The sequence below is a fragment of the Sphingobacterium sp. lm-10 genome (assembly GCF_023554555.1).
Lineage (GTDB): Bacteria > Bacteroidota > Bacteroidia > Sphingobacteriales > Sphingobacteriaceae > Sphingobacterium.
The window spans coordinates 697,210-719,954 of record NZ_JAMJWC010000002.1; the positions used below are offsets into that span (position 1 = coordinate 697,210).

The window sequence follows — 22,745 nt, forward strand, 5'->3', positions numbered from 1 at the left end:
AATAAAAATGGGGAGCAAAGTAAAAGGAAACTACAGATGGGTGATATGCGGACTGCTATTTTTTGCAACGACCATCAACTATTTGGACAGACAAGTACTGTCTCTTACCTGGAAGGACTTCATTGCTCCCGAATTTCATTGGACAAATAACGATTATGGAAATATAACCGCTTTATTTGCCATTTTTTATGCGATCAGCATGCTTTTGGCAGGAAGATTCGTGGACTTGGTGGGCACTAAGAAAGGTTTTTTGTGGGCCATCGGCGTCTGGTCTGTAGGTGCGATCTTGCATGCTTTTTGTGGCATTGCCACAGCAGGGATTACTGCTGGGGAGTGGTTCGTAGGGTTTGAAGGCGCGAAGGAAGCAATTAGCCATGTGCATGATTTTTCTCGTGTGGTGAATGTCAGTGTAGTGTTGTTTATTTTTGCTCGCTTCATTTTAGCAGTGGGTGAAGCCGGTAACTTTCCGGCAGCCATCAAGACTGTGGCCGAATATTTTCCGAAAAAAGATCGGGCACTTTCCACCAGTATATTCAATGCAGGTACTACGATCGGTGCATTGGCTGCTCCGCTGACGATCCCTTACATTGCGGAGGCATTGGGCTGGGAGATGGCATTTATAATAATAGGTGCACTAGGTTTTGTGTGGATGGGTTTCTGGATATTTATGTACGAAAAGCCAGAGTTGCACCCAAAGGTCAGTGCGGAAGAGTTGGCCTATATTCAACAAGATGAAGTGATGGAATTGAGTCCAATACAACCTGATGTGCTGGTGGAACAACGTAAGGTAACCATTACTAACTGCCTGAAACACCGACAAACCTGGGCTTATGCACTAGGCAAATTTATGACGGATGGGGTTTGGTGGTTTTTACTTTTCTGGATGCCAGCCTATCTCAGCTCCGTATATGGCATTAAGTCTTCCGATTTCATCGGTCAACTGGCTCTTTTTGTGTTGTATAGCATCACGATGCTATCGATTATCGGTGGCTGGTTACCATCCTACTTTGTAGATAAAATGGGGTTAGACCCTTATGCGGGCCGTATGCGCGCCATGCTTATATTTGCCTTTTTTCCGCTATTATTACTGTTGGCACAACCGCTGGCTGACTTTTCTTTCTGGTACCCGGTGGTGCTTATTGGTATTGGCGCTGCTGCACACCAGTCATGGTCTGCCAATCTTTACTCTACGGTAGGTGATATGTTTCCTAAGAGGGCAATTGCCACCGTTACAGGAATTGGTGGTTTGGCCGGGGGTATAGGCGCTTTCCTGATTAATAAATCATCGGGTATGCTTTTCGATTATGCAGAAAGACATTGGAGCAAAGTCAATGGTACGTCCTTACATGAAGTATATCCACAGTTCCAACAGCTGGAAACGGAAAAAATCTTGTTGGAACAACATGGCGTGATTAGTATAGAAGAGTTTTTGAAACAACTTGCTTCTACAGGAGAGGTGGTCAGCAATGGCATTAATACCGGATATCTGATTGTGTTTTCTTTCTGTGGCGTAGCCTACTTATTGGCCTGGACGCTGATGAAAACCCTTGTGCCTAGAATGAAGCAGGTAATACTGTAGTAGACTTACGAAGGACAATAACTGGGTCCAGCGTAGTCGTGGTCATGGAGGTTTGATGCCTGTTTTTACATTCAATTAACTCCACCAGTTTTTCTATCCCCATTTTTCCCATCTGTAGTGCTGGCTGCACTACGGTGGAAAGTGCGGGGTTCAGCGAGTCGGCCGCTTCTGTATTGGAAAATCCGATGACGGCCACTTCTTCCGGAACCCTAATTCCCAACTCAGATAGTATGCCCAGAACGCTGAGGGTGAGTATGTCGGTGTTGCCCAATATTCCGATTGGCCCATTCATCAGCAAGAGCTTAGCCTGAAGCATATCCCGTAAACTTTTTACCAGATCCTGCCGAGGTAACTGATAGTCTACCTCAATTACATTTTGCCTAATGAAATCAATCTGATTGGCCATCAAAGCATTTTTGTGCCCAGCTGTGCGCTTTTGTGTAACTCCCAGATCCTTTCCATTCAGAACGAGAATGTTTTTGCGTCCCATATTGATCAAGTGCTGGGTTGCGTCAAACGCACCACGCTCATTATCTACACCAATTTTGTGTGTGTCCAGATCAAAATCAATACGATCAATCAACACAATGGGTACTTTCTGATGTACTTTCCTCAGAAATTCCACACTGCTCTTGGCGGATGGTGAGATCAGTATCCCATCGATATTTTGATTAATAAGAGACTGCAACAATTCTATTTCTTTGTCAGCATCTTCCCGACTTTGCATAAAGATTAGCTTGTAATTATTGCTATATGCTGCTTGATGCGCGCCCTCTAATATCTGAGCTTGAAACGGATTTGACAGGTATGGAATAATAATCGCTACCGTGTTTGTACGGCCTGTTTTCAGGCTCTTACCAAACATATTAGGACGGTAATTATGAGCCGCAGCGAGTTCCTGTACTTTTCGTTTCGTTTCTATACTAATTTCATGGCTATCATTGAGTGCTTTAGATACCGATGAGACGGATAGTTCCAGCATCTTTGCTAACTCTTTTAGGGTGATATTTGCCATGTCTTTTAGTTAGTGAAAATTGATTTTTGCGATTGCAGATTATCTTAAGTCCACCACTTCAAAATTCGGGAATTGATTCTTTTGAAAGTTAAAGATGCCTTGTGGAATTTTTTGGTTTACGTACAATGCCGTCACCGTATAATTGTAGCTTGAACCAGCCTTATCGTAAACGGTAATGTCATGGATATGATTATTGCTGTTAACACGAAGCTTGATCTTCGCGTAGCTGGACGACTTATCTGTAGGAGTAAGTTGAATTGCTTTGAGCGACCGACTGCCTACCCGCTCATCCGCTAACGCCGCATAGGTGTAGCCAGTACGGTAGAAGGTAAATAAATTTTGTGGCCCTAGTGTTTCCGAGCTATTATCTACCTCACTGACCTGAATCTCTTTGTCTTCTGGTAGTATGGACCATACCGCTTTGCCGTCGCTAATAATCTCTTGTGCATTGAGTTTGATGCGGTATTTATTACCTGCTTTGTCTAGTTTCAGTGATCCTGCATCGGTATACTTTTGTCCATCCGCTTGTGTCGCTTCAAAGGAGAAATCCACCATCATCGTGCGATAGCTATCGTATTTTTTCGATACCTGATCCAAGGTGGCCTTAGCAGTCGCTGCTTTTGTCTGCGCTTCTGCTGTCACAATGTTAAAGCTTACAAGTGCTAGCAATAGGATTCTGGTAATAGATATAGTTTTCATATGCCCTTTCTTATCTTAATGTCTCCAAATATTGTTCTAAGGAGTACTCATCCGGATAAAGCACTTCCCGTGCTTTACTACCTTCAAATGCGCCGACGATGCCAGCTGCTTCCAGTTGATCGATGATTCGGCCTGCGCGATTATAACCTAGCTTTAGCTTACGCTGAATCAATGATGTTGATCCTTGCTGATGCATCACAATCAACCTCGCTGCATCTTCAAAAAGGGCATCACGATCCGAAAGGTCAAAATCTGCCAATCCATTGCCTTCACCATTTTCGTCTACGTATTCTGGCAGGTAATGAGCCGATGGATAACCACGTTGCGCACCGATAAATTCAGAGACTTGATCTACCTCGGGTGTATCGACAAACGCACACTGAATACGAATCAATTCGCTTCCGGTGGCTAATAACATATCTCCACGCCCAATTAGCTGATCTGCACCGCCTGAATCCAAAATTGTTCTGGAGTCGACTTTAGATAACACACGGAATGCTAGACGAGCCGGGAAGTTAGCCTTAATCGTTCCGGTAATGATATTCACCGAAGGACGCTGTGTCGCGATGACCAAATGTATACCCACTGCGCGAGCCAGCTGTGCAAGCCGTGCAATAGGTGTCTCTACTTCTTTTCCTGCCGTCATCATCAAATCTGCAAACTCATCGACGATGAGTACTATAAAAGGTAAGAATCGATGACCCTCCTCAGGGTTTAATCGGCGGCCTACAAATTTTGCATTGTATTCCTTCAAGTTCCGTACATGACCATTTTTCAATAAATCATAGCGTTGATCCATTTCGATACACAGGGAATTCAGGGTATTGATTACCTTTTTGGTATCTGTGATAATCGCGTCATCTTCTCCCGGAAGTTTAGCCAGGAAGTGGCGTTCGATCTTCTTGAACAGGGAAAGCTCTACTTTCTTTGGATCAACCAATACAAACTTCAACTCCGCAGGATGGCGTTTGTACAATAGAGAAGTTAAAATAGCATTGATACCAACCGATTTACCCTGTCCGGTAGCACCAGCCACTAAAAGGTGAGGCATCTTCGCTAAATCGGCAATATATACCTCATTCGAAATAGTCTTGCCCAATGCAATAGGCAGATCCATATCCGTTTTTTGAAACTTTTCGGTCGCGATTACCGATCGCATAGATACCATTTCCGGGTTGCTGTTGGGCACTTCAATACCAATAGTGCCTTTTCCTGGCATAGGCGCAATAATCCGGATACCTAATGCCGCTAGACTCAAAGCAATATCGTCTTCTAGGTTTTTAATTCGTGAGATACGAACTCCAGGTTTCGGGATAATCTCGTACAAGGTGACTGTGGGGCCGATCGTGGCTTTGATGTGCTCGATCTCTATGCTGTAGTTACGCAGGGTATCTACAATCTTATTTTTATTGGCTTCCAGCTCTTGCTGATTAATGGTTATTTTACCCGTACCGTACTCTTTTAATAAATCAAGTGGGGGATATTGATAGCCCGACAGATCTAACTTAGGATCGTACTCACCAAACTGCTTAACCAGATCACTTGCCTCTACCGCTTTTTCCTCCTTCACGGCTTCTACAGTAAGCGCCAATTCTGGTGTGGCTGTTTCCTCAATCTCCAGCGACAAGTCTGGCTCTACTGAAAGAGCAACTGCTTCGGCCTCTGTGGTAGGAGGGGTGATAGACTCTGGTATATGGGTATCCACCACATCGAATGATATAGAACCTCGCTCTTCATCGGATCGTAGTGTATTTTTCTCTTTTGCTTCCGATTGGGTGATTTCTGGCTCCCAGGTAGGGTTTACTTGTCGATGTTGTTCCAGAGTATCATTTACGTCCGAATTTTTTCTTGGCCGTTGAGTGAGACGCTCCCTTGGCGCCGAACGGTCTTCCATAAAGCTATTGCTGGCTGCCGGTCGATCTAATTGCTCATTGCCGTCATATTCCTCGGGGTCTTCTGAGTCATCATATGCCTCATCCTCATCCGACTTGTTGCTTCGGAAAGAAATCTGCAAATCATAATTGTAAATAAGGATCAGTGCGGCCAATAAGACAAAGAGAAGTATACCCGCTACGCCCGCCGTTCCGATTTGTAGGGTCAGAATCTGGTTTGTCCAGTAACCAAATTTTCCTTCCAGAATGTGTGGCGTATCCGTGATAAAATCCTGTAGAAAGCCGAGTGTAACAGACGTGAAAACGATAGTGATTAGGGCATATAAAATTGTTTTCCCCACGGGTAATAGAGCACGAAGGTATAGCAGTCTATATCCAACAACAAATAGAACGAGAATGAACAAGAAAGATGCAACGCCAAACCATTCGAAGATAAATTGATTGGCCAATAAAGCGCCAAATTTCCCCAACTTATTTTCGATGATTGGTGGCTCCAAGGTATCGTCCATTAGTTCTTGCGAGGTGCTGAAAAGTGTGCCCCAGCCGCCATTGGTGATATAGATATAACTTTGATCTGCTTTCCAAGTGAAGAGGTACGAGAAAAAGGCAACCGCAAATAGCCCGGAAGTGATGAGTAAGAAAAGCCCTAGCACCTTCATAATCTTTTGCTGTCCCTCCGTAAAATCTATTTTACGAAACGTACGTGTTGTCTTTTTCGGTTGGTACGAAGAGGTAGTGCTTTTCGCGCGTCTTACCCCCCCAGTACCCGTATTCCCACTTTTGAATGAATTTCCTTTAGCCATGTAGACGACAGTTTATGCCTGTTACAAACTTACTAAAAATAGACAATACTATGGTTTTGCCGGGAAGCGAAGTTGTATATTGTAGCGTGTCTCTTTCTATCTGCGTTTGTTATAGCATGTGTGCCAGAGCATAGGCCTTACAAAACAAATCTTCATGATAAAATTTAGTATATACATAGTGACCTTTGCGTTACTCATGACATCTTGTTCCAATAAGGATTACCTTTCGCAAGGATCGTTAGATTCCTCGCTAAATCAAATGGCAGTATTGGCTGTTTTTAATGGTGTTTCTGGGTCAGATCAAATGGATGTGTTTTTGAATGGGGAGCGTCAGAATAGCAGTATCGAGATGTTGCGGTACGGCGAATTTATGCGGCATAGAACAGCATATCCCGGTAATAGGAGGCTGACTCTAAATATACGATACGGCAACCAGACGGTGTCTCCGCCGGCAGTAGATATAAATTTAGTTGCTGGCAAAAATTACTCGGTGTTGCTTACTAGGGGAAATCCGGTGCAGTCTACTTTGGTTGAAGACGATTTGCTACTACCAAGAAACGGACAATTTAGAGTACGGTTTATTAATACCAACGCAGATGGGTTAACGGTAGCATTGGGAACTGCTTCCGATCGTTCGCGATTTTTTGGGGATTTAAGAGTTGGCAACATATCTGCATTCGCCGTTTTTGATGTAGCAGACTATCAACTTCAGTTTGCTACGAATAACAGCACTTTAGCGACGTATGATTTTGATTTTAAACCTGTCAACCAAGGGGTATATACTATTTGGTTGACAGGTTCTCTAGCAGAGAAAGACCGCAATAGCCAAACTTCGCTATATACGGTAATTAGACATCCCTAATTAGTCTTTTAACACAATCAGGTAATAGTTTTTCTTGCCACGCTGTGCAATAATATAGCGATCATTAATTAGGTGACTGCTGGATAATACCAATTCTCCATCCAGAATTTTTTCACGGTTGATCAATACACCACCACCTTGTAGCATTTTACGTGCTTCTCCTTTGGAAGGAAATACCTGCGTGTTTACCGCTAGAAAATCCAAGATGTGGATTCCATTGTTGAGTTCTTCTCGGCTGAGGTCGTATTGTGGTAACCCTTCAAAGACCTCACGCAACTCTTCTTCTTGAAGTGATGACAAGAAATCCAGCGAACCATTGTTGAACAAGAAATCAGACGTCTTAATGGCTGTCTCGTATGCTTGCTCCGAGTGAGTGCGGATGGTGATATCTTGTGCCAGCGCCTTTTGTACAATGCGTAAATGCGGTGTTTCATCGTGCGCTGCAATGATGGCATCAATTTCTTCCTTCGGTTTTAGCGTAAATATTTTGATCCAACTTTTTGCATCATCATCCGTAGCGTTGAGCCAGAATTGGTAATATTTGTAGGGTGAGGTCTTTTTGGCATCCAGCCATACCGCTCCGGATTCTGTTTTTCCGAATTTCTGCCCATCAGATTTCTTGATCAATTGTGTGGTGAGTGCATAGGCACTGCCTTGGTCTATACGACGGATCATTTCGCTACCCGTCACAATATTACCCCACTGGTCCGAACCACCCATTTGTATCTTGCAATTGTGATGCTTCCACAAATAATAGAAATCGTATCCTTGAATAAGCTGATAGGTGAATTCAGTAAAGGAAAGACCATTTTCACCTTCCAATCTTTTCTTGACAGAATCCTTGGACATCATATAATTTACGGTAATCAACTTACCAACATCCCGGATGAAATCTAAGAAGCTGAATTCCTTAAACCAGTCATAATTGTTGACCATTTTTGCATCTGTCTTCCCTTCTCCGAAAGACAGGAATTTTGAAAGCTGAACCTTTAACGCATTTAGATTGTGTTGCAAGGTGCTTTCATCCAATAGATTACGTTCTGCTGATTTGAACGATGGATCACCAATCATACCTGTAGCTCCACCTACTAACGCAAAAGGCTTATGCCCAGCAGACTGAAAGTGAATCAAGGTCATGATCTGTGTAAGATGCCCTACGTGCAAAGAATCTCCTGTGGGATCGAAACCGATATAGCCAGAGACTTTCTCGTTATTCAATACCTCTTCAGTACCTGGCATAATGTCCTGGAGCATGCCGCGCCAACGTAATTCTTCTACAAAATTCATATCCAAACGATTTGATTTCAGACGGTTATCTAGTATAGTCGGGTATTTGTGAACACTACAATACCTGAAGATGTACTAACCGTCAATTTGTTAACATATATTCTAAGATTGCAAAGATAAAACTTAAAGTGTATCTTACTGTTATTATATTCGGTTTGATCAATCCATTCAGCAGGTGAATTTTCTATCCCATTTCTATTTTGAACGCTATGCATCCGAGTCGGCACGGGTGGTGGGTTGTCTATTGCCTGATCTGTTGAAGAATGCCGATAAGGAGTATGTTTTTCATCCCAATCGGTTCGAAGAGCAATTATTCGCGCATCCGCAGATGATTGAGATTTACCAAGGCTGGTACAGGCATGTAGCCGTCGATAAGATTTTTCATAGTAGCCCATTCTTTCTGGAGCACAACCATCAGCTGCGCAAAAGATTAGATCCTATCTTGAGCCATCTGCCAGTTCGTGCTTCATTTATGGGGCATATCTCTTTAGAATTACTGCTGGATCATCTCCTTATTCAGCATGAAATGGTCAATGTGAATCGGCTTTACGAACATCTGGCTCACGTCAATCGGCCGATGCTGAAGAAATTTCTGGAAATTATTGGCCTTGTAGATACCAGTAAGTTTTTTCATTTCTATGATCGGTTTCTGGAATGGAAATATATCCATGAATATGCTGATCTGCGCGGTTTATCTGTGCCTTTGTTTAATATCGCGAAGCGAATATGGAGTTTTGAAGTAACGGAGACGGATTATAAAGTGTTGGCGGATGAATTGGAGACGTATACGGCAGATTCACTGAAAGATTTTCGAGAAATCTTTCGGTACGTGCAGGATAAGTTACCCTTGTAAATACCCGGCATATATTACGTTGCATTTCTGTTCAATCGAACTATTGGTTGAATCTGATTAAAAGATATAGTGCATCCGCTATTCTAAATTTACCAGTTAATACGAAAGAGCTAACAGCGTTGTTCTGTTGTGTCGCGCAAAGCCTATTGTGAGATATCCAAACATTTATGCCCATTTTAATGGATTATTTTAGACATTTGTAAACGATTAAGCGTGAATACAAGTTATAAATGCAAGATTTATATAAAAAGAATCGTCATCACGACCGTTTGATCTTAAAATTAACTTCAATTAGCTGATAATCATTTCAACATGGGTAATAATAAGCTTTTCCGCAAGAAAAGTATAGATCAGATTCTGCTTGATTCACAAAAAGGTGGCTCTGGTTTGGCACGCGTACTAGGAGTGCGGGATCTGGTGTCATTGGGAATCGCGGCCATTGTAGGAGCGGGTATTTTCAGTACAATTGGTTTGGCAAGTTACAATGGTGGGCCTGCTATCTCCTTACTTTTCCTATTTGTAGCTTTTGCCTGTGTTTTTACGGCATTATCCTACGCGCAATTTGCGAGTGCGGTACCGGTATCAGGTAGTGCATATACGTATGCTTATGTTTCTTTTGGCGAATTGTTTGCCTGGATTATTGGTTGGGCACTCGTTTTAGAGTACGCAGTTTCTAATATGGTTGTTGCCATTTCTTGGTCTCAATATTTTGTATCTATGCTGGAAGGATTTGGGATTACTGTGCCCAAATGGCTGACTATGGCTCCGGCCTATGCTTATGAAGCCCATGCAAAAATGCTTGCTGTTGGTCTTGAGAATTTAGAAGGCATAGATCGCATTGCGCTGCAAGCATACGAAACTGCCCCACGTTTATCGGGTATTCCTATTATTTTCGACTTACCGGCAGGCTTAGTGACCGTGTTTGTCACTTGGCTGGTATACATTGGTATCAAAGAATCACGCCGAGCCAGCAATTTCATGGTGTTGGTGAAGATTGGGGTTATTTTGGCCGTTATTTTTGGAGGAATGTTTTTTGTAAAGCCAGAAAACTGGACGCCTTTTGCACCGAATGGAATGGAAGGAGTGCTCAGTGGAGTGGCTGCGGTATTTTTCGCCTTTATCGGTTTCGATTCTATTTCCACAACAGCAGAAGAAAGCAAAAATCCGCAGCGAGACTTACCGCGTGCTATGATCTATTGTTTGCTAATTTGTGCAGTATTGTATGTGTGTATCACATTGGTATTAACCGGTATGGTCAATTACAGTGCATTAAATGTGAAAGATCCCTTAGCGTATGTGTTTTCTTATGTCGGTTTTGATCATATGGCAGGCATTGTGTCGGTCACATCGGTGATTGCCATTACTAGTGCGCTTTTGGTGTTTCAGTTGGCTCAGCCAAGAATTTGGATGACCATGAGCCGAGATGGCCTATTATGGAAGAAATTTGCCACCATCCACCCTAAATATAAAACACCATCTTTCGCCACCATTATTACTGGTATCGTAGTGGCGGTACCTGCTTTATTTTTCAAGATGGATTTCTTCGTAGATCTTACCAGTGTCGGAACTTTCTTTGCTTTCATTATGGTGTGCGCAGGCGTGTTATATATGGATCATGCCGGATTAACGGCCAAAGCAAAATTTAAGGTGCCTTATATCAATGGCAAATACATCGTAGGATTGAGCTTTTTAGTTGGCGTTGTGTTGGTTTACATATACGGCGCACCGTTAACAGGAGCGCGAGAAGCCGCACTTGGTAATACTTTATTACACAATTCGTTGGTTATCGTGTTTTGGTTGGTATGGTTGGTGATGAGTGTATTGAGCTTTCGCTTCAATTTTTCACTGCTTCCGGTTATTGGTATTCTAATAAATCTATACCTAATGAGCGAGTTAGGTGCCAGTAATTGGCTCATCTTTATCATCTGGTTATTGATCGGTCTTGTTGTGTATTTTGCCTACGGTTATCGAAACTCCAAATTAAATACACAAAATTCGGATAAAGAACTGGAAAACTAACGCGTATCATTTAGAAAATAGCGTTGAAAAACCGCTTCTGCACGCAATTAAGCTACGTCAACGTCAGGCTTGGTTAAAAATTGTTAAAGGCCTCAAAAAAATATATTTGAGACCAACAAAGTCTCGCTTTAAAGGTTATATTTGTATACAGGAAACTCCCAATTAAAAAACTCAATTTTGGCTGGATTGGCCAGTTAAAAACGTAGAATATTAATTTAATGAGAAAGCATCTACAGTACGTACGGACTTGGCTTTATATCAGTGTAGTAGCACTGGTAGTGAGTGCCAATGTGTCCTATGCTGCCGAGGCGCACCTCTTGTTTAAGGTAGATACTGCATCTATTAGTTCTTTGTCCACCAATCAACTCGCTTCTATTGCATCGCGTACCCGTAGAGACCCAGGATCACTAGTTGATGTGAATAACAAAGTAATCACCAACGTCAAAGTTTTCTACAATCCTGTTGCGGAGCAAGTAGCCGTTTCATTCAAACTTTCCAAATTGAGTTCCGTATCCATTCGGGTCATGGATGCTTTAGGAAATGAGGTGATGGGTTTAATGAATGGTGATTTGGATGGTGGCATACAAAGCTTAAACTTCGATACCAGCAGCAAATTGCCCGCAGGTTTCTATTTTGTACGTGTCACCTCTGGTAGTGAAACCGTCATTAAACGAATTTCTATACGCTAAGATTTCGTTTAGCGTCAGATCAATCCATTTTTATTTTTGATATTTTGCCAATGCCCTGTGCAGAAACACGTTTCTAATTTCGAACTGTTTAAATTATGCGCGTTCCTACAGAAAATTATGATATTTTTGTAATCGAAAAACATGGTCGGCGGTGTGCTCCCTTGGTGTATCCTGAAAAGCCATAGTTATTGATAAAATAATTTTATGAAGAGAGAATCGAAAAATAGCAAACTTACACCCGATGATGTAAAGAGGTATACCGGCCTTTTTTGGAAGGTTATTTTCGGGTTTGTTCTTTTTGCGATGCTATTTATGCTTAGTGTGCGTATCGGCTTGTTTGGTCGATTACCATCCTTCGAAGATTTGGAAAACCCCAACAGTAATCTCGCTTCCGAGATCATCACTGATGACAATCGGGTGCTAGGCACTTATTATGTACACAATAGATCCAACGTACGTTATAGTGAGCTTTCTCCGGCATTGGTTCATGCGCTCGTGTCTACCGAAGACAAGCGGTTCTACAAGCATTCTGGAATCGATTATTCCCGTACTATCAGTGTGATTTTCCACACACTGGCTGGCAACAAACAGGGGGGAAGTACGATTACGCAGCAATTGGCGCTCAATCTCTTTTCCGAGAGACGAGAAAAGGGATTCTTGAAAAGAGTAATGCAAAAGTTTCAGGAATGGATTACCGCAGTTCGATTGGAACGAAATTATACTAAGGATGAAATCATCATGATGTATTTCAATACGGTAGATTTTGGAGCCTATAATACCTTCGGCATAAAATCTGCCGCACGTACTTATTTCAACACTACGCCCGATCAACTTACTGCACCACAAGCGGCTCTGTTAGTTGGTATGCTCAAAGGGCCTGGCATCTATTCTCCCGTACGATATCCAGAGAATGCGCTAAACAGGAGAAACTTGGTGATGCAAAATATGTATGAGCAAGGATACCTTTCCCAAAGCGACTTCAACGATTTTAAACAAGAAGGGCTTGATTTGCAGCTACGCATTTCCAGCTACTCAGAGGGTATTGGACCCTATTTCCGTGCCGTGCTGAAAGAACAGATTCGGCAGGAATTCAAACGCCTGGCCATTACAAAACCTGATGGTACTCCATACGATTTAGATCGTGATGGCCTACGTGTCTACACACCGATCAACTTCCAAATGCAACAACATGCAGAAGATGCGCAAAAAGAGTGGATGAGCAAGTTGCAGAATGAATTTAGCAAAGAATGGCGACGTCGGGATGCCTTTTCTGGTGAAAATGCTAAGATTCTTGCCAGAGGCATGAAGCGCGCAGATCGCTACCGGATGTTGAAAGACGAAGGCTTATCCGAGAGCGACATCGAAAAGGAATTTAACAAACCGATTCCAATGAGTTTATTCAGTTGGAATGGTAATATGGATACGGTGATGACTCCATTGGATTCTATTCGTTATACCAAACTTATTCTTCGAAATGCAATGATGTCGATGGAGCCACAGACCGGCCATATCAAAGCCTGGGTTGGTGGTATCAACTTCGAGCACTTTAAATATGATCAGGTTAAGTTAGGTACCAGACAGGTCGGATCTACAGCCAAGCCGTTTGTGTATGCTTGTGCTATAGATAATGGTTATACACCATGTAATACGATTCCAAATCATCCACGCAGCTACGGGAACTGGAGTCCGCGCGGCGAAGTCCGCGGTGGTGATCCAATAACGTTGAAAAATGCCGTTAAATTTTCACAAAACCAGGCATCTGCCTATCTTATTAACGAGATTGGAGCAGATAATGTAGCCTCTTTCACCCGGAAGATGGGCATTACGTCCGATATTCCGAATAATCTTTCTATTGCCTTGGGTTCTTATGATGCCTCCATCTTCGACATGGTGGGTGCTTATGCGGCCTTTGTGAATCACGGTACCTGGGTCGAGCCGACCATGATTTTACGGGTGGAAGACAAAAATGGTACACCAATCTACGAGAAAGCACCAAAAGTCGTAAAGGCGATCAACAGCGAAACGGCTTATGCCATGGTAGACATTCTGAAAGGCGTGGTGGATGGTGGTACCGCCAGTAGACTGCGTTGGGATCCTGACTTTGGCGGGCTTAAAAACCCGATCGGTGGAAAAACGGGTACTACAAATAATAACGCGGATGCGTGGTTTATGGGTATAACGCCAGAATTGGTTACGGGCGTATGGACAGGTGCTGAAGATCGTGGAATCAGTTTTAGTAGTACCGCATTAGGGCAGGGAGCACGCTCCGCGATGCCGGTGTTTGGTAAGTTCATGCGTAAAGTATACGCAGATAAATCGCTAAAATATTCTCAGGAAGACTTTCCATTACCTCCAGGAGGTATTCACCGTTTCGAGATCGATTGCTCCAGACATACGGAATTCTTTGGTGTGCCGGAGGAGACACCGCTGCAGGATGATCGTCTAGGGTTTTAAGATAGGAGTGTTTAAGTGTTTGATTATAAGCAGGAATTAACTCGAATACCACATAAACCAGGTGTCTATCAATATTTTGATAAAGACGAGCAGCTGATCTACGTTGGTAAGGCGAAAGATCTGCGCAATCGCGTGGGCTCCTATTTCAATAGTCCGCATCAGCTCAACGGGAAAACCAGAGTGTTGGTGCGGAAGATCAATCGCATTGCATTTACCATTGTAGACACGGAGATCGATGCTTGGCTGCTCGAGAATAGCCTCATCAAAAAACATCAGCCCCGCTACAATGTGATGCTCAAAGATGACAAAACCTATCCATGGATTGTTATCAAAAACGAGCGTTTCCCACGGATTTACTGGACGCGTCGTTATATTAAAGACGGTTCGCGCTATTATGGACCCTATGCCTCAGTAGGGATGATGCATATCGTGCTGGATATGATTCGGGAGCTATTCCCGCTGCGTACCTGCAACCTAAACCTATCGGAAGAAAATATTCAAAAAGGCAAATTCAAAGTCTGTTTGGAGTATCAAATCGGCAACTGCAAAGGCCCGTGCGAAGGTTATCAAGAAGAGGAATCCTATAATCAGAACCTCGTCAATATCAAAGATATCCTCAACGGAAAAATCAGCATTGTAAACAATCGCTTAAAAGAGCAAATGCAGGAGGCCGTTGCTCAGATGGATTTCGAGCAAGCACATACGCTGAAGCAGAAGCTTGATAAGTTGGGCAACTACCAAAGTAAATCTACTGTCGTGAGTTCGTCGATCACTAATGTAGATGTATTTAGCATCGCTTCCGAAGATAGCTATGCATTTGTCAACTTCCTGAAGATCGTCAACGGTGTGATCATCCAGACCCAAACGCTGGAAATGAAAAAGCGGCTTGATGAAAGTGATGAAGAATTGCTAGCATTGGCGATACCGGAGATCAGATCCCGGTTCAAAAGCCTTTCTCGAGAGATCATTGTACCCTTTGAACTAGATATTCAAGAAAACGAAAACATTCATTTTTTGGTGCCTAAAATGGGAGACAAGCGCAAGCTATTGGATTTGTCGCTCAAGAATGTGGCTTACTTTAAAAAGGAACGACTCAATCAATACGAAAAGCTTAATCCCGAATTAAAAACGGAGCGTATATTATCACAGATGCAAAAGGATCTACGCATGAATGTGCTGCCACAGCATATCGAATGCTTTGATAACTCCAATATTCAGGGAAATTATCCAGTTTCTGCCATAGTGGTATTCAAAGACGCTAAGCCTTCGAAGAAAGATTACCGACATTTCAACGTGAAAACCGTAGTGGGGCCGGATGATTTTGCCACGATGGAGGAAGCCGTATTTCGTCGTTACCGCCGCCTGTTAGACGAAGATCAGCCGTTGCCGCAATTGATTATTATTGATGGAGGTAAAGGGCAATTGGGTGCCGCGCTGAAAAGCTTACGCTTGCTCGGGATTGAAAAGAAGGTAACCGTCATCGGTATTGCGAAGCGGCTCGAAGAACTCTATTATCCAGGTGATCAATACCCACTATATTTGGATAAAAAATCGGAAACTTTGCGCATTATCCAACATCTTCGGGATGAAGCCCATCGTTTTGGTATCACCTTTCACCGTAATCAGCGTAGCCGAAAAACCTTTGTATCAGAGTTGGAACAGATCCCTGGAATTGGTAAAACAACTGTTGAAAAGCTACTCAAAACATTCAAGTCGACCAAAAAAACGAGAGAAGCCAGCGATGAGCAACTGGCAGCACTATTGAATAAGAAGCAGATAGCCGCTTTTCGAGCCTATTTCGCCGAGATAGACTAGTATTCTCGTTTCTCTACTCAAAGGTTGCTTTGTCGTACCTTCGCGCAATGATAGGGAAGCGTAAGTGACCTACAAAAACCCTAACTCCAACTTAGCTTCTTCAGACATCATATCTCTATGCCAAGGTGGGTCAAATGTTAATTCCACAACGGCTTGATTGACTCCTTCAATATCTGCTACTTTACGTTGTACCTCATCCATAATCTCTCCCGCTACTGGGCAACCAGGTGCTGTAAGTGTCATCACAATTTTGGCCGAACCATCTGCTTTGGTAATGATTTCGTACACCAAACCTAAGTCCACGATGTTTGCTGGCTTTAATTCTGGATCGTACACCGTCTCTAATACCTCACGGATCTGCGGCGCAAGGCCGGTTGCATCCATCACAATTATTTGATTCATATGTATTAATTTATTTCTTAACGACTATATGGAATACGCATGCGTGTTTGTCGTTGGCGAAGCATGAATAGTTCCTTGTACAAATCTAGGTATTTCGTGCGCAAACCTGATCATACTCATGTTGTAATAAAGCCATAATATGTGCTTTACCATGATTGTTCTTCGCGTGCTCGGCTGCCTGCGCAGTGATAGCATCACGCGATGCGCTATCATCTTTTTCAAATTGATGAATGGCGTGCTCAATCGAGCCAGCCTCCGTGGGCTGGAAAGTATATCCGGTTTTTCCATCCACCACGGCATCAGCAATCGCGCCGATTGCACTTGCTATGATGGGGGTATGCAACATCATACCTTCTATGATGGTAAGTGGTGTACCACCTTCGTAGCAGACCGAGGGAACAATAAGCGCTTTGCATTGCAAAAGCTCTTGGTAGACTGCTTCTTTGGGCAAAGCGCCTACATAAGAGAAATGTGGTGTAGCGCTTACAATCTCCTCCACTTGTTCTTGCAAAGGGCCAGCCCCCACGATACGTAGCGGGAAACGGGTGTTTTTCAAAGCGAACAACAGCTCCATAATACCTTTCTCCGCCGATAGGCGACCTACAAAAAGAAAATGTTCTTGCCGGGCAGGTAAGGTGCTGGGAAGGGGAATCTCTACATAATTCGGCTTCACCACGATGTTTTGGGGAGATACGTGAAGCGAACTTCTCTCCAACAAATGCTTAGAAAAATCTGCCAATACCAGAAAGCGATCTACACTGTTCCAGGTGCCTAATCGACGATGTATCCAATAACTTAATGCGGTCAATGTAGTTTTTAGGAAAGAATGATCCAATACGCGGTTTCGAATCGCTTTCCAAGGGAACTCGGCCTGTACACTGTCGGTAAACAGGTGCCCGTTATAGAATAGTGTTGCCGAAGGGCACAACAACCTGAAATTATGCAAGGACATCACAACGGGAACTCCCGCTTTCTTGGCGGTGCGAATCAAGATGGGGCCACAAGCATACTGCGTATTGTGAAAATGAACCACATCGGGTTTAAAGCGGTGTATGGCTTCGCGTAATTTTTTTGCGGCAAAGATATTCCATGGAGACCACAGAAATTGCCAAAGGCCTTTCCAGCCTTTTTCATTTTGATAACTTAGCGAAAACACCTCATAACCTGGTGTTTCTGCCAATGCAGTCATCTCTTGATGGAAGACAACATCTTCTCCACCATGATCCTGATAGTAGTTATGAACAAAGAGTACGCGCATGTATGAGATAGTCAAAAGTAGTTATTTTTGTATATTCGTCATATTTTCTTTCGCATGCTGACACAATCTATATATAGTACACTGATTACCGAAGCCATCGAGCAAGCACAATTCCCAGTGGATCCGCCTAAGTTGTACGATCCAATTCGCTATATTTTGGGTTTATCGGGCAAGCGCATCCGACCATTACTCGTTATGTTGGGGGCCGATCTGTTTGCCTTTGATGATATGGAATCTACCATTCCCGCTGCATTGGCCGTGGAGTATTTTCATAACTTTTCCCTTATTCACGATGATATTATGGATGAGGCTCCGCTTCGCCGTGGGGCAATCACGGTGCATAAAAAATGGAGTGAAAATGTGGCGATTCTTTCTGGCGATGCTTTACTCGTGAAAGCGTATGAAGAGATCGCACAATGTGCACCTGATAAGATTCCAGCATTGCTGAAAGTCTTTAACCGTATGGCGTTGGAGGTGTGCGAAGGACAACAGAAGGATATGGATTTCGAAACGGAGGATCAGGTGGAAGAATCTGCTTACATCGCCATGATCCGTGCGAAGACATCGGTACTTCTGGGGGGAGCGCTGCAAATGGGAGCTATCTTGGCGAATGCTAACGCGGAAGAGCAGGAGTTACTTTTCCAGTTTGGGGTGAACTTAGGGATTGCTTTTCAGTTGCAAGACGATATTTTAGACGTATATGGTAATCCTGAAAACTTTGGAAAGCAGGTAGGGGGTGATATTCTTTGCGATAAAAAAACCATTTTACGCATTCACTTGCAGCGGCTCGCTGATGAGCAGGACGCGCTAACGCTAAAGGAGCTAGTGAATGAGCGAGATGCGGAGAGCAAGATACAGACCACTAAGCAATTGTATGCCAAGTACGATGTACGCGCGATTGCCGAGGAGCTCAAAGAACGCTATTCTGAGCACGCCTACAAAGCCTTAGAAGCGATAAGGGTAGCTGCGCAGCAGAAGGTTGCTTTATTAGATTTGGCACGTAATCTGATGGTTCGTACGCATTAGTCAATTAGGATTACTGCGAATTATTGCCTAATTTGTATTAAAGCACGCCGAAAGGTAGCGATCGAACAAACACTATGGAGCAAATAAAAGTAACAATATTTCAAGCGTATCTATTCTGGGAGAATGCCGAGAAGAATCTACAAAATCTATCGCTTCGTTTATCTGGATTGCGTGAGAAAACGGATCTGATTATTCTGCCGGAAATGTTTAACACTGGTTTCACCATGAATGTAGAAGCTTGTTCCGAAACAATGTCTGGACCAACGATGCATTGGATGTTCGACCTTTCCAAAAAGTTTGAATGTGTCGTGGCCGGCTCCCTGATTATTGAAGAGGACGGTCGGTATTATAACCGCTTTGTTTGGATGTCGCCAGATGGCACTTTTGTGCATTACGATAAAAGACATCTCTTTAGCATGGCCAAGGAGAACGAGAAATTCACGGCTGGGGCATCCCGAGTCGTACTCAATATCAAAGGTTGGCGAATCTGTCCGATGGTTTGTTATGATCTTCGTTTCCCGGTGTGGTCACGCAATGAAAATGATGCGTATGATCTTTTGGTTTATACGGCAAACTGGCCAGACAAGCGATCAGCTCATTGGCGTGCGCTAATACCAGCAAGAGCGATTGAAAATCAAGCCTTCGTGATTGGTGTGAATCGGGTCGGACACGACGGGAATGAGAATTATTATTCTGGAGGTTCTATGTGTATTTCTCCAGCGGGAGATGTGGTGTATTATAAACCGGAGGATGAGGATTTGTATACCTTCACATTAAATCCTAAAGATCTGATAGAAACGCGGGAGAATTTGCCATTTCTGCACGATCAAGATAAGTTTACCATCATTTAACAGCTACAGGTAGAATATCAATCTGCATACGGTCTTTCCAGAATTGCGGCATGAATAACGGCCTGTCTCAGATCAAAGTGCGCCTGCTGCCGTTCGGCCACGGCTTCTGCTACGGGTACCACCTCAATTTTCTTGGCTAGCTTTTGTTGTGCTCTTTGCGCGCGCATACGAGATACCTCTGCAGGTACTTCGTGCTGCAATACCATTTTTTCAGGTAGCTCCACTGGTCTGCGAGCAATTTTGGTGGGTTTGGGTCTTCCTAAAGTCCGATCATACGTCGGTTGCGGTGTTCGAGGAGTCGGAGATGCAGTATCTCGACGCTTTGCAGTTGTCGTGCGCGGGTTGGCAACTACCGTTTTGGGAGTGGTACTCTTAGGCATGTTTTGCTGTCTTTTCTTTGCCTTCTCCATCTCTTCCTGGTAGTTCTGGTAAATTTTGTAGATTAAACCACCGACGACAAGAAGCACAGGTATTATATTTTCCATCTATACAATCGTTTTTAAATCTATTCCATCTTACTACAACCTGATAAATCGAACAAAAGTGGAGACATTTCCGGCATGCCCGTTCGAATGATATTATGATCAGGTTTGCCTGAATAGATCCTTTCTTAAAAGTAACTATTTTTTTTGAAATGTCAGATAGCCTTTCAAAAGTAAACCCCTGACTCGTATGAGCCAAGGGTTTCGCTTTGTTTGTGTTTGTTGTATTTTTATTCGAAAATCTCGGGCTCAAATCCACTCCGATTATTGACTAGCTTACCGGTATTACGGAAGTAAATCTCATGAAAGCTCAACGTGGTTTGGTTATCTACTTTACGGAAAAACTTATCAGCGCTAACTTCTTCTAATGTCTTAAAGCCACAAGCTTCCATAATCTCGACTGTTGCACGTAGCGTATTTCGGTGAAATTGACCAACGCGTACATATTTATCTTCCACGTCCAAACCTTTATAGAGGTGAGGCCGCTGTGTGGCTACACCGACCGGACACACATCCTCATTACATTTTAATGCTTGTATGCATCCCAATGCAAACATCATTCCACGCGCACTGTAACACGCGTCTGCACCAAGGGCTACCGCTTTAAGTATGTCAAATCCGGTAACGATTCGACTGGAAACGATCAATTTGATGTGCTTCTTCAACCCAAAGCGGATTAGCGTAGTCGTAATGAAAGCGAGTGCATCGTACAAAGGCATCCCCAAGTTGTCGGTGAACTCCAGAGGAGCTGCACCCGTTCCACCTTCTGAACCATCTATAGCGATGAAATCGGGGAATATTTGTGTGTGTTGCATGGCAAGACAGATGTCTATAAATTCTTGCTTATCTCCCACACATAGCTTGAAGCCTACCGGTTTTCCTCCCGATAAATCACGCAACTCCTGTACGAATTCTATCAATCCTTCTGCGGTAGAAAAAGCATTGTGCGCCGGAGGCGACATCACATCAGTACCCGGCACTACATGTCGAATCGCAGCGACCTCTGGTGTGTTTTTTGCCGCAGGCAAAATACCACCATGTCCTGGTTTTGCTCCTTGCGAAAGCTTGATTTCAATCATCTTTACATAAGGCTTCGTCGCTTTCTCCCGGAATAATTCTGGACTGAACTTCCCTAAATCGTCCCGACATCCGAAATAACCTGTACCAATCTGCCAGATCAAATCACCGCCATTAATATGGTACTGGCTAATTCCGCCCTCTCCGGTGTTGTGCGCAAAATTCTGTAACGCCGCTCCTTTATTGAGTGCCGTAATCGCCGTGCGGCTTAAAGCGCCATAACTCATCGCCGAAATATTGTAGACACTTAGACTGTAGGGTTGCTTACATTGGAAGTTTCCTACATTCGTACGCAAGTCATGATTTTCAATATGCACTGGAAATACCGAATGCGCAGCCCACTCATTGCCAATGGCTTGTGGGTCAGTCTGCATGCCAAATGCCACCGTTTCACGCTGGTTTTTTGCGCGCTGGTAAACGATAGAACGTTGTCGTCTGTTGAATGGACGGCCATCGGTGTCCGATTCCCAAAAATACTGGCGAAGCTCCGGCCGGATCGACTCAAAGAAATACCTGAAATAACCAATTACCGGATAGTTCCGTAAGATAGCATGTCCGCTTTGGAAACTATGGTACAACGCGATAACCAATAACGGAACGGGTATAATCAATAGCCAAAACCAGCTATGAGTGAAAATAAGGCCGAACGAAATGATGATCAAATTAATGATGATAATCGTTCCAAGGATCAGATTTCTAACACGCATGATACGTATATATTTAGTTTAATGTCTCTTCAAAATAGTACTTATCGATCAATCATAGCTAAAATAAAGCCACATAATCAACAAATTGATGTCTCCCAACTTGATCTGTTGGTAACACAAAATCGTACTGCAAAATTAGGAAGATCAAAGAGTATATAGAAGAAATATATGCTTTGTAAAAAGATTTACCTATTTGGTAATAAAGGGGTGCTAAATCTCGCTTTTTTTAATGAATTGAGACATTATTTGGTAAATCGTTTGCCAATCAGGCTCTAGCTTGAGATACTCCAAATGCTTTTCCATGGTTAGCGTATCATTTCTGCGTGCCGGACCGGTCTGAACCTGCTGAGGAAGTCGGTTTTGTACCTTCATGGCAGATTCCAATATGATCGGTCGAATCACATCAACCGGCAGATTTTGATCCGACAGAATATCGAATGCGATCTTGTACAGCGCATTAGAAAAATTGTTGGCAAATACAGCAGCGATATGCAAGGCGAGCCGTTGCGTAGAATTTGCCTCAAAAGACAGTGGTGCAATGGGGTGTATAGTGGTGAATAAAAAATCCTTGACGGCTTCCTTGTTTCCTTCGATCGCAAAAGGAATTAGAGAAAGATCTGTTGGTACTTCTTTGGATAGGCTTTGCGGTGGATAAATAACCCCATACTTTGACCATTTATCCAGCAAGTCAATTGATGTCGCGCCAGAGGTATGCACTACGGTACCTTGCCAAGATAGCGGCAACTGCTGCACCACTTCCGGAATCGCTTGATCACGTACCGCCAAGATATATAAATCCGCATCCGAACGCAGATCGTGTAACGATTGCGTGGCTTCGCTTTGCAGAAAATCGGCCAGGCGTCGGGCATGTTCGGCAGTGGGGCTGTAAACTTGCACAATACGGTGACCGGCCTTTTTTAAGGCTGCGCCTAAATGATGCGCCACATTCCCGCTTCCGATCAGTACGATATCCAT

General features: G+C 43.4%; 18 protein-coding genes. 9 read left to right on the forward strand and 9 right to left on the reverse strand.

Annotated features, from left to right (window positions below):
• Window positions 1-7 precede the first annotated feature (7 nt).
• Entirely contained in the window at window positions 8-1,579 is a 1,572-nt protein-coding gene (locus M8998_RS13085) for an MFS transporter (RefSeq protein ID WP_249993567.1), read from the forward strand.
• Here M8998_RS13085 and M8998_RS13090 read toward each other — a convergent pair.
• Genes M8998_RS13090 through M8998_RS13100 form a run of 3 tightly spaced genes read right to left on the reverse strand, consistent with a single transcriptional unit; the run spans window position 1,554 to window position 5,988 of the window.
• Window positions 1,554-2,594, reverse strand: a complete 1,041-nt coding sequence (locus tag M8998_RS13090) for a LacI family DNA-binding transcriptional regulator (protein ID WP_249993569.1) — start codon at window positions 2,592-2,594, stop codon at window positions 1,554-1,556. The two genes, M8998_RS13085 and M8998_RS13090, sit on opposite strands and share 26 nt — an antisense overlap.
• Before the next feature lie 39 nt (window positions 2,595-2,633).
• Window positions 2,634-3,293, reverse strand: coding sequence for an outer membrane lipoprotein periplasmic chaperone LolA1 (lolA1, locus tag M8998_RS13095; RefSeq protein WP_249993571.1), 660 nt, complete (start codon window positions 3,291-3,293; stop codon window positions 2,634-2,636).
• A 10-nt stretch (window positions 3,294-3,303) separates the two neighbouring features.
• Entirely contained in the window at window positions 3,304-5,988 is a 2,685-nt protein-coding gene (locus tag M8998_RS13100) for an FtsK/SpoIIIE family DNA translocase (protein WP_249993574.1), read from the reverse strand.
• 154 nt (window positions 5,989-6,142) lie between these two features.
• On the opposite strand from M8998_RS13100, the gene M8998_RS13105 reads away from it, so the two are divergent.
• The gene (locus M8998_RS13105) at window positions 6,143-6,850 is read left to right on the forward strand and encodes a DUF4397 domain-containing protein (RefSeq protein WP_249993576.1); all 708 of its coding nucleotides are present in this window, start codon (window positions 6,143-6,145) and stop codon (window positions 6,848-6,850) included.
• Here M8998_RS13105 and tyrS read toward each other — a convergent pair whose 3' ends face one another.
• Window positions 6,851-8,137 carry a tyrosine--tRNA ligase gene (gene tyrS, locus M8998_RS13110; protein ID WP_249993578.1) on the reverse strand — a complete coding sequence of 429 codons (1,287 nt, stop codon included), beginning with the start codon at window positions 8,135-8,137 and terminating at the stop codon, window positions 6,851-6,853.
• A 175-nt stretch (window positions 8,138-8,312) separates the two neighbouring features.
• Between tyrS and M8998_RS13115 the strand changes: the two genes are divergently transcribed.
• The 5 genes from M8998_RS13115 (at window position 8,313) to uvrC (ending at window position 15,967) form a co-directional block, all read left to right on the forward strand.
• A complete protein-coding gene (locus M8998_RS13115) occupies window positions 8,313-8,990 on the forward strand; it encodes an ACP phosphodiesterase (protein WP_249993580.1) in 678 nt (225 codons plus the stop codon).
• 312 nt (window positions 8,991-9,302) lie between these two features.
• Window positions 9,303-11,009 carry an amino acid permease gene (locus M8998_RS13120; RefSeq protein WP_249993582.1) on the forward strand — a complete coding sequence of 569 codons (1,707 nt, stop codon included), beginning with the start codon at window positions 9,303-9,305 and terminating at the stop codon, window positions 11,007-11,009.
• Between the two features lie 218 nt (window positions 11,010-11,227).
• Window positions 11,228-11,698, forward strand: coding sequence for a T9SS type A sorting domain-containing protein (locus M8998_RS13125; protein ID WP_249993584.1), 471 nt, complete (start codon window positions 11,228-11,230; stop codon window positions 11,696-11,698).
• Between the two features lie 204 nt (window positions 11,699-11,902).
• The gene (locus M8998_RS13130) at window positions 11,903-14,152 is read left to right on the forward strand and encodes a penicillin-binding protein 1A (RefSeq protein ID WP_249993586.1); all 2,250 of its coding nucleotides are present in this window, start codon (window positions 11,903-11,905) and stop codon (window positions 14,150-14,152) included.
• 15 nt (window positions 14,153-14,167) lie between these two features.
• Window positions 14,168-15,967, forward strand: a complete 1,800-nt coding sequence (gene uvrC / locus M8998_RS13135; protein WP_249993588.1) for an excinuclease ABC subunit UvrC — start codon at window positions 14,168-14,170, stop codon at window positions 15,965-15,967.
• Window positions 15,968-16,036: 69 nt separating this feature from the next.
• On the opposite strand, the gene M8998_RS13140 is transcribed toward uvrC, so the two are convergent.
• A complete protein-coding gene (locus M8998_RS13140; protein ID WP_249993590.1) occupies window positions 16,037-16,369 on the reverse strand; it encodes a metal-sulfur cluster assembly factor in 333 nt (110 codons plus the stop codon).
• Between the two features lie 85 nt (window positions 16,370-16,454).
• Window positions 16,455-17,642, reverse strand: a complete 1,188-nt coding sequence (locus M8998_RS13145) for a glycosyltransferase (protein ID WP_249993592.1) — start codon at window positions 17,640-17,642, stop codon at window positions 16,455-16,457.
• 39 nt (window positions 17,643-17,681) lie between these two features.
• Here M8998_RS13145 and M8998_RS13150 point away from each other — a divergent pair, with 39 nt between their 5' ends.
• Both M8998_RS13150 and M8998_RS13155 read left to right on the forward strand, forming a co-directional pair.
• Window positions 17,682-18,653, forward strand: coding sequence for a polyprenyl synthetase family protein (locus tag M8998_RS13150; RefSeq protein WP_249993594.1), 972 nt, complete (start codon window positions 17,682-17,684; stop codon window positions 18,651-18,653).
• 74 nt (window positions 18,654-18,727) lie between these two features.
• Entirely contained in the window at window positions 18,728-19,504 is a 777-nt protein-coding gene (locus M8998_RS13155) for an amidohydrolase (protein ID WP_249993596.1), read from the forward strand.
• 17 nt (window positions 19,505-19,521) lie between these two features.
• On the opposite strand, the gene M8998_RS13160 is transcribed toward M8998_RS13155, so the two are convergent.
• The 3 genes from M8998_RS13160 to M8998_RS13170 all read right to left on the reverse strand — a co-directional run bounded on the left by M8998_RS13160 (window position 19,522) and on the right by M8998_RS13170 (window position 22,745).
• The gene (locus M8998_RS13160) at window positions 19,522-19,989 is read right to left on the reverse strand and encodes a hypothetical protein (protein WP_249993598.1); all 468 of its coding nucleotides are present in this window, start codon (window positions 19,987-19,989) and stop codon (window positions 19,522-19,524) included.
• 227 nt (window positions 19,990-20,216) lie between these two features.
• Window positions 20,217-21,770 (reverse strand): FMN-binding glutamate synthase family protein, encoded by a 1,554-nt coding sequence (locus M8998_RS13165; protein WP_249993599.1) that lies wholly within the window; start codon window positions 21,768-21,770, stop codon window positions 20,217-20,219.
• A gap of 210 nt (window positions 21,771-21,980) precedes the next feature.
• On the reverse strand, window positions 21,981-22,745 hold the full coding sequence (locus M8998_RS13170; protein WP_249993601.1) for a Rossmann-like and DUF2520 domain-containing protein: 765 nt from the start codon (window positions 22,743-22,745) through the stop codon (window positions 21,981-21,983).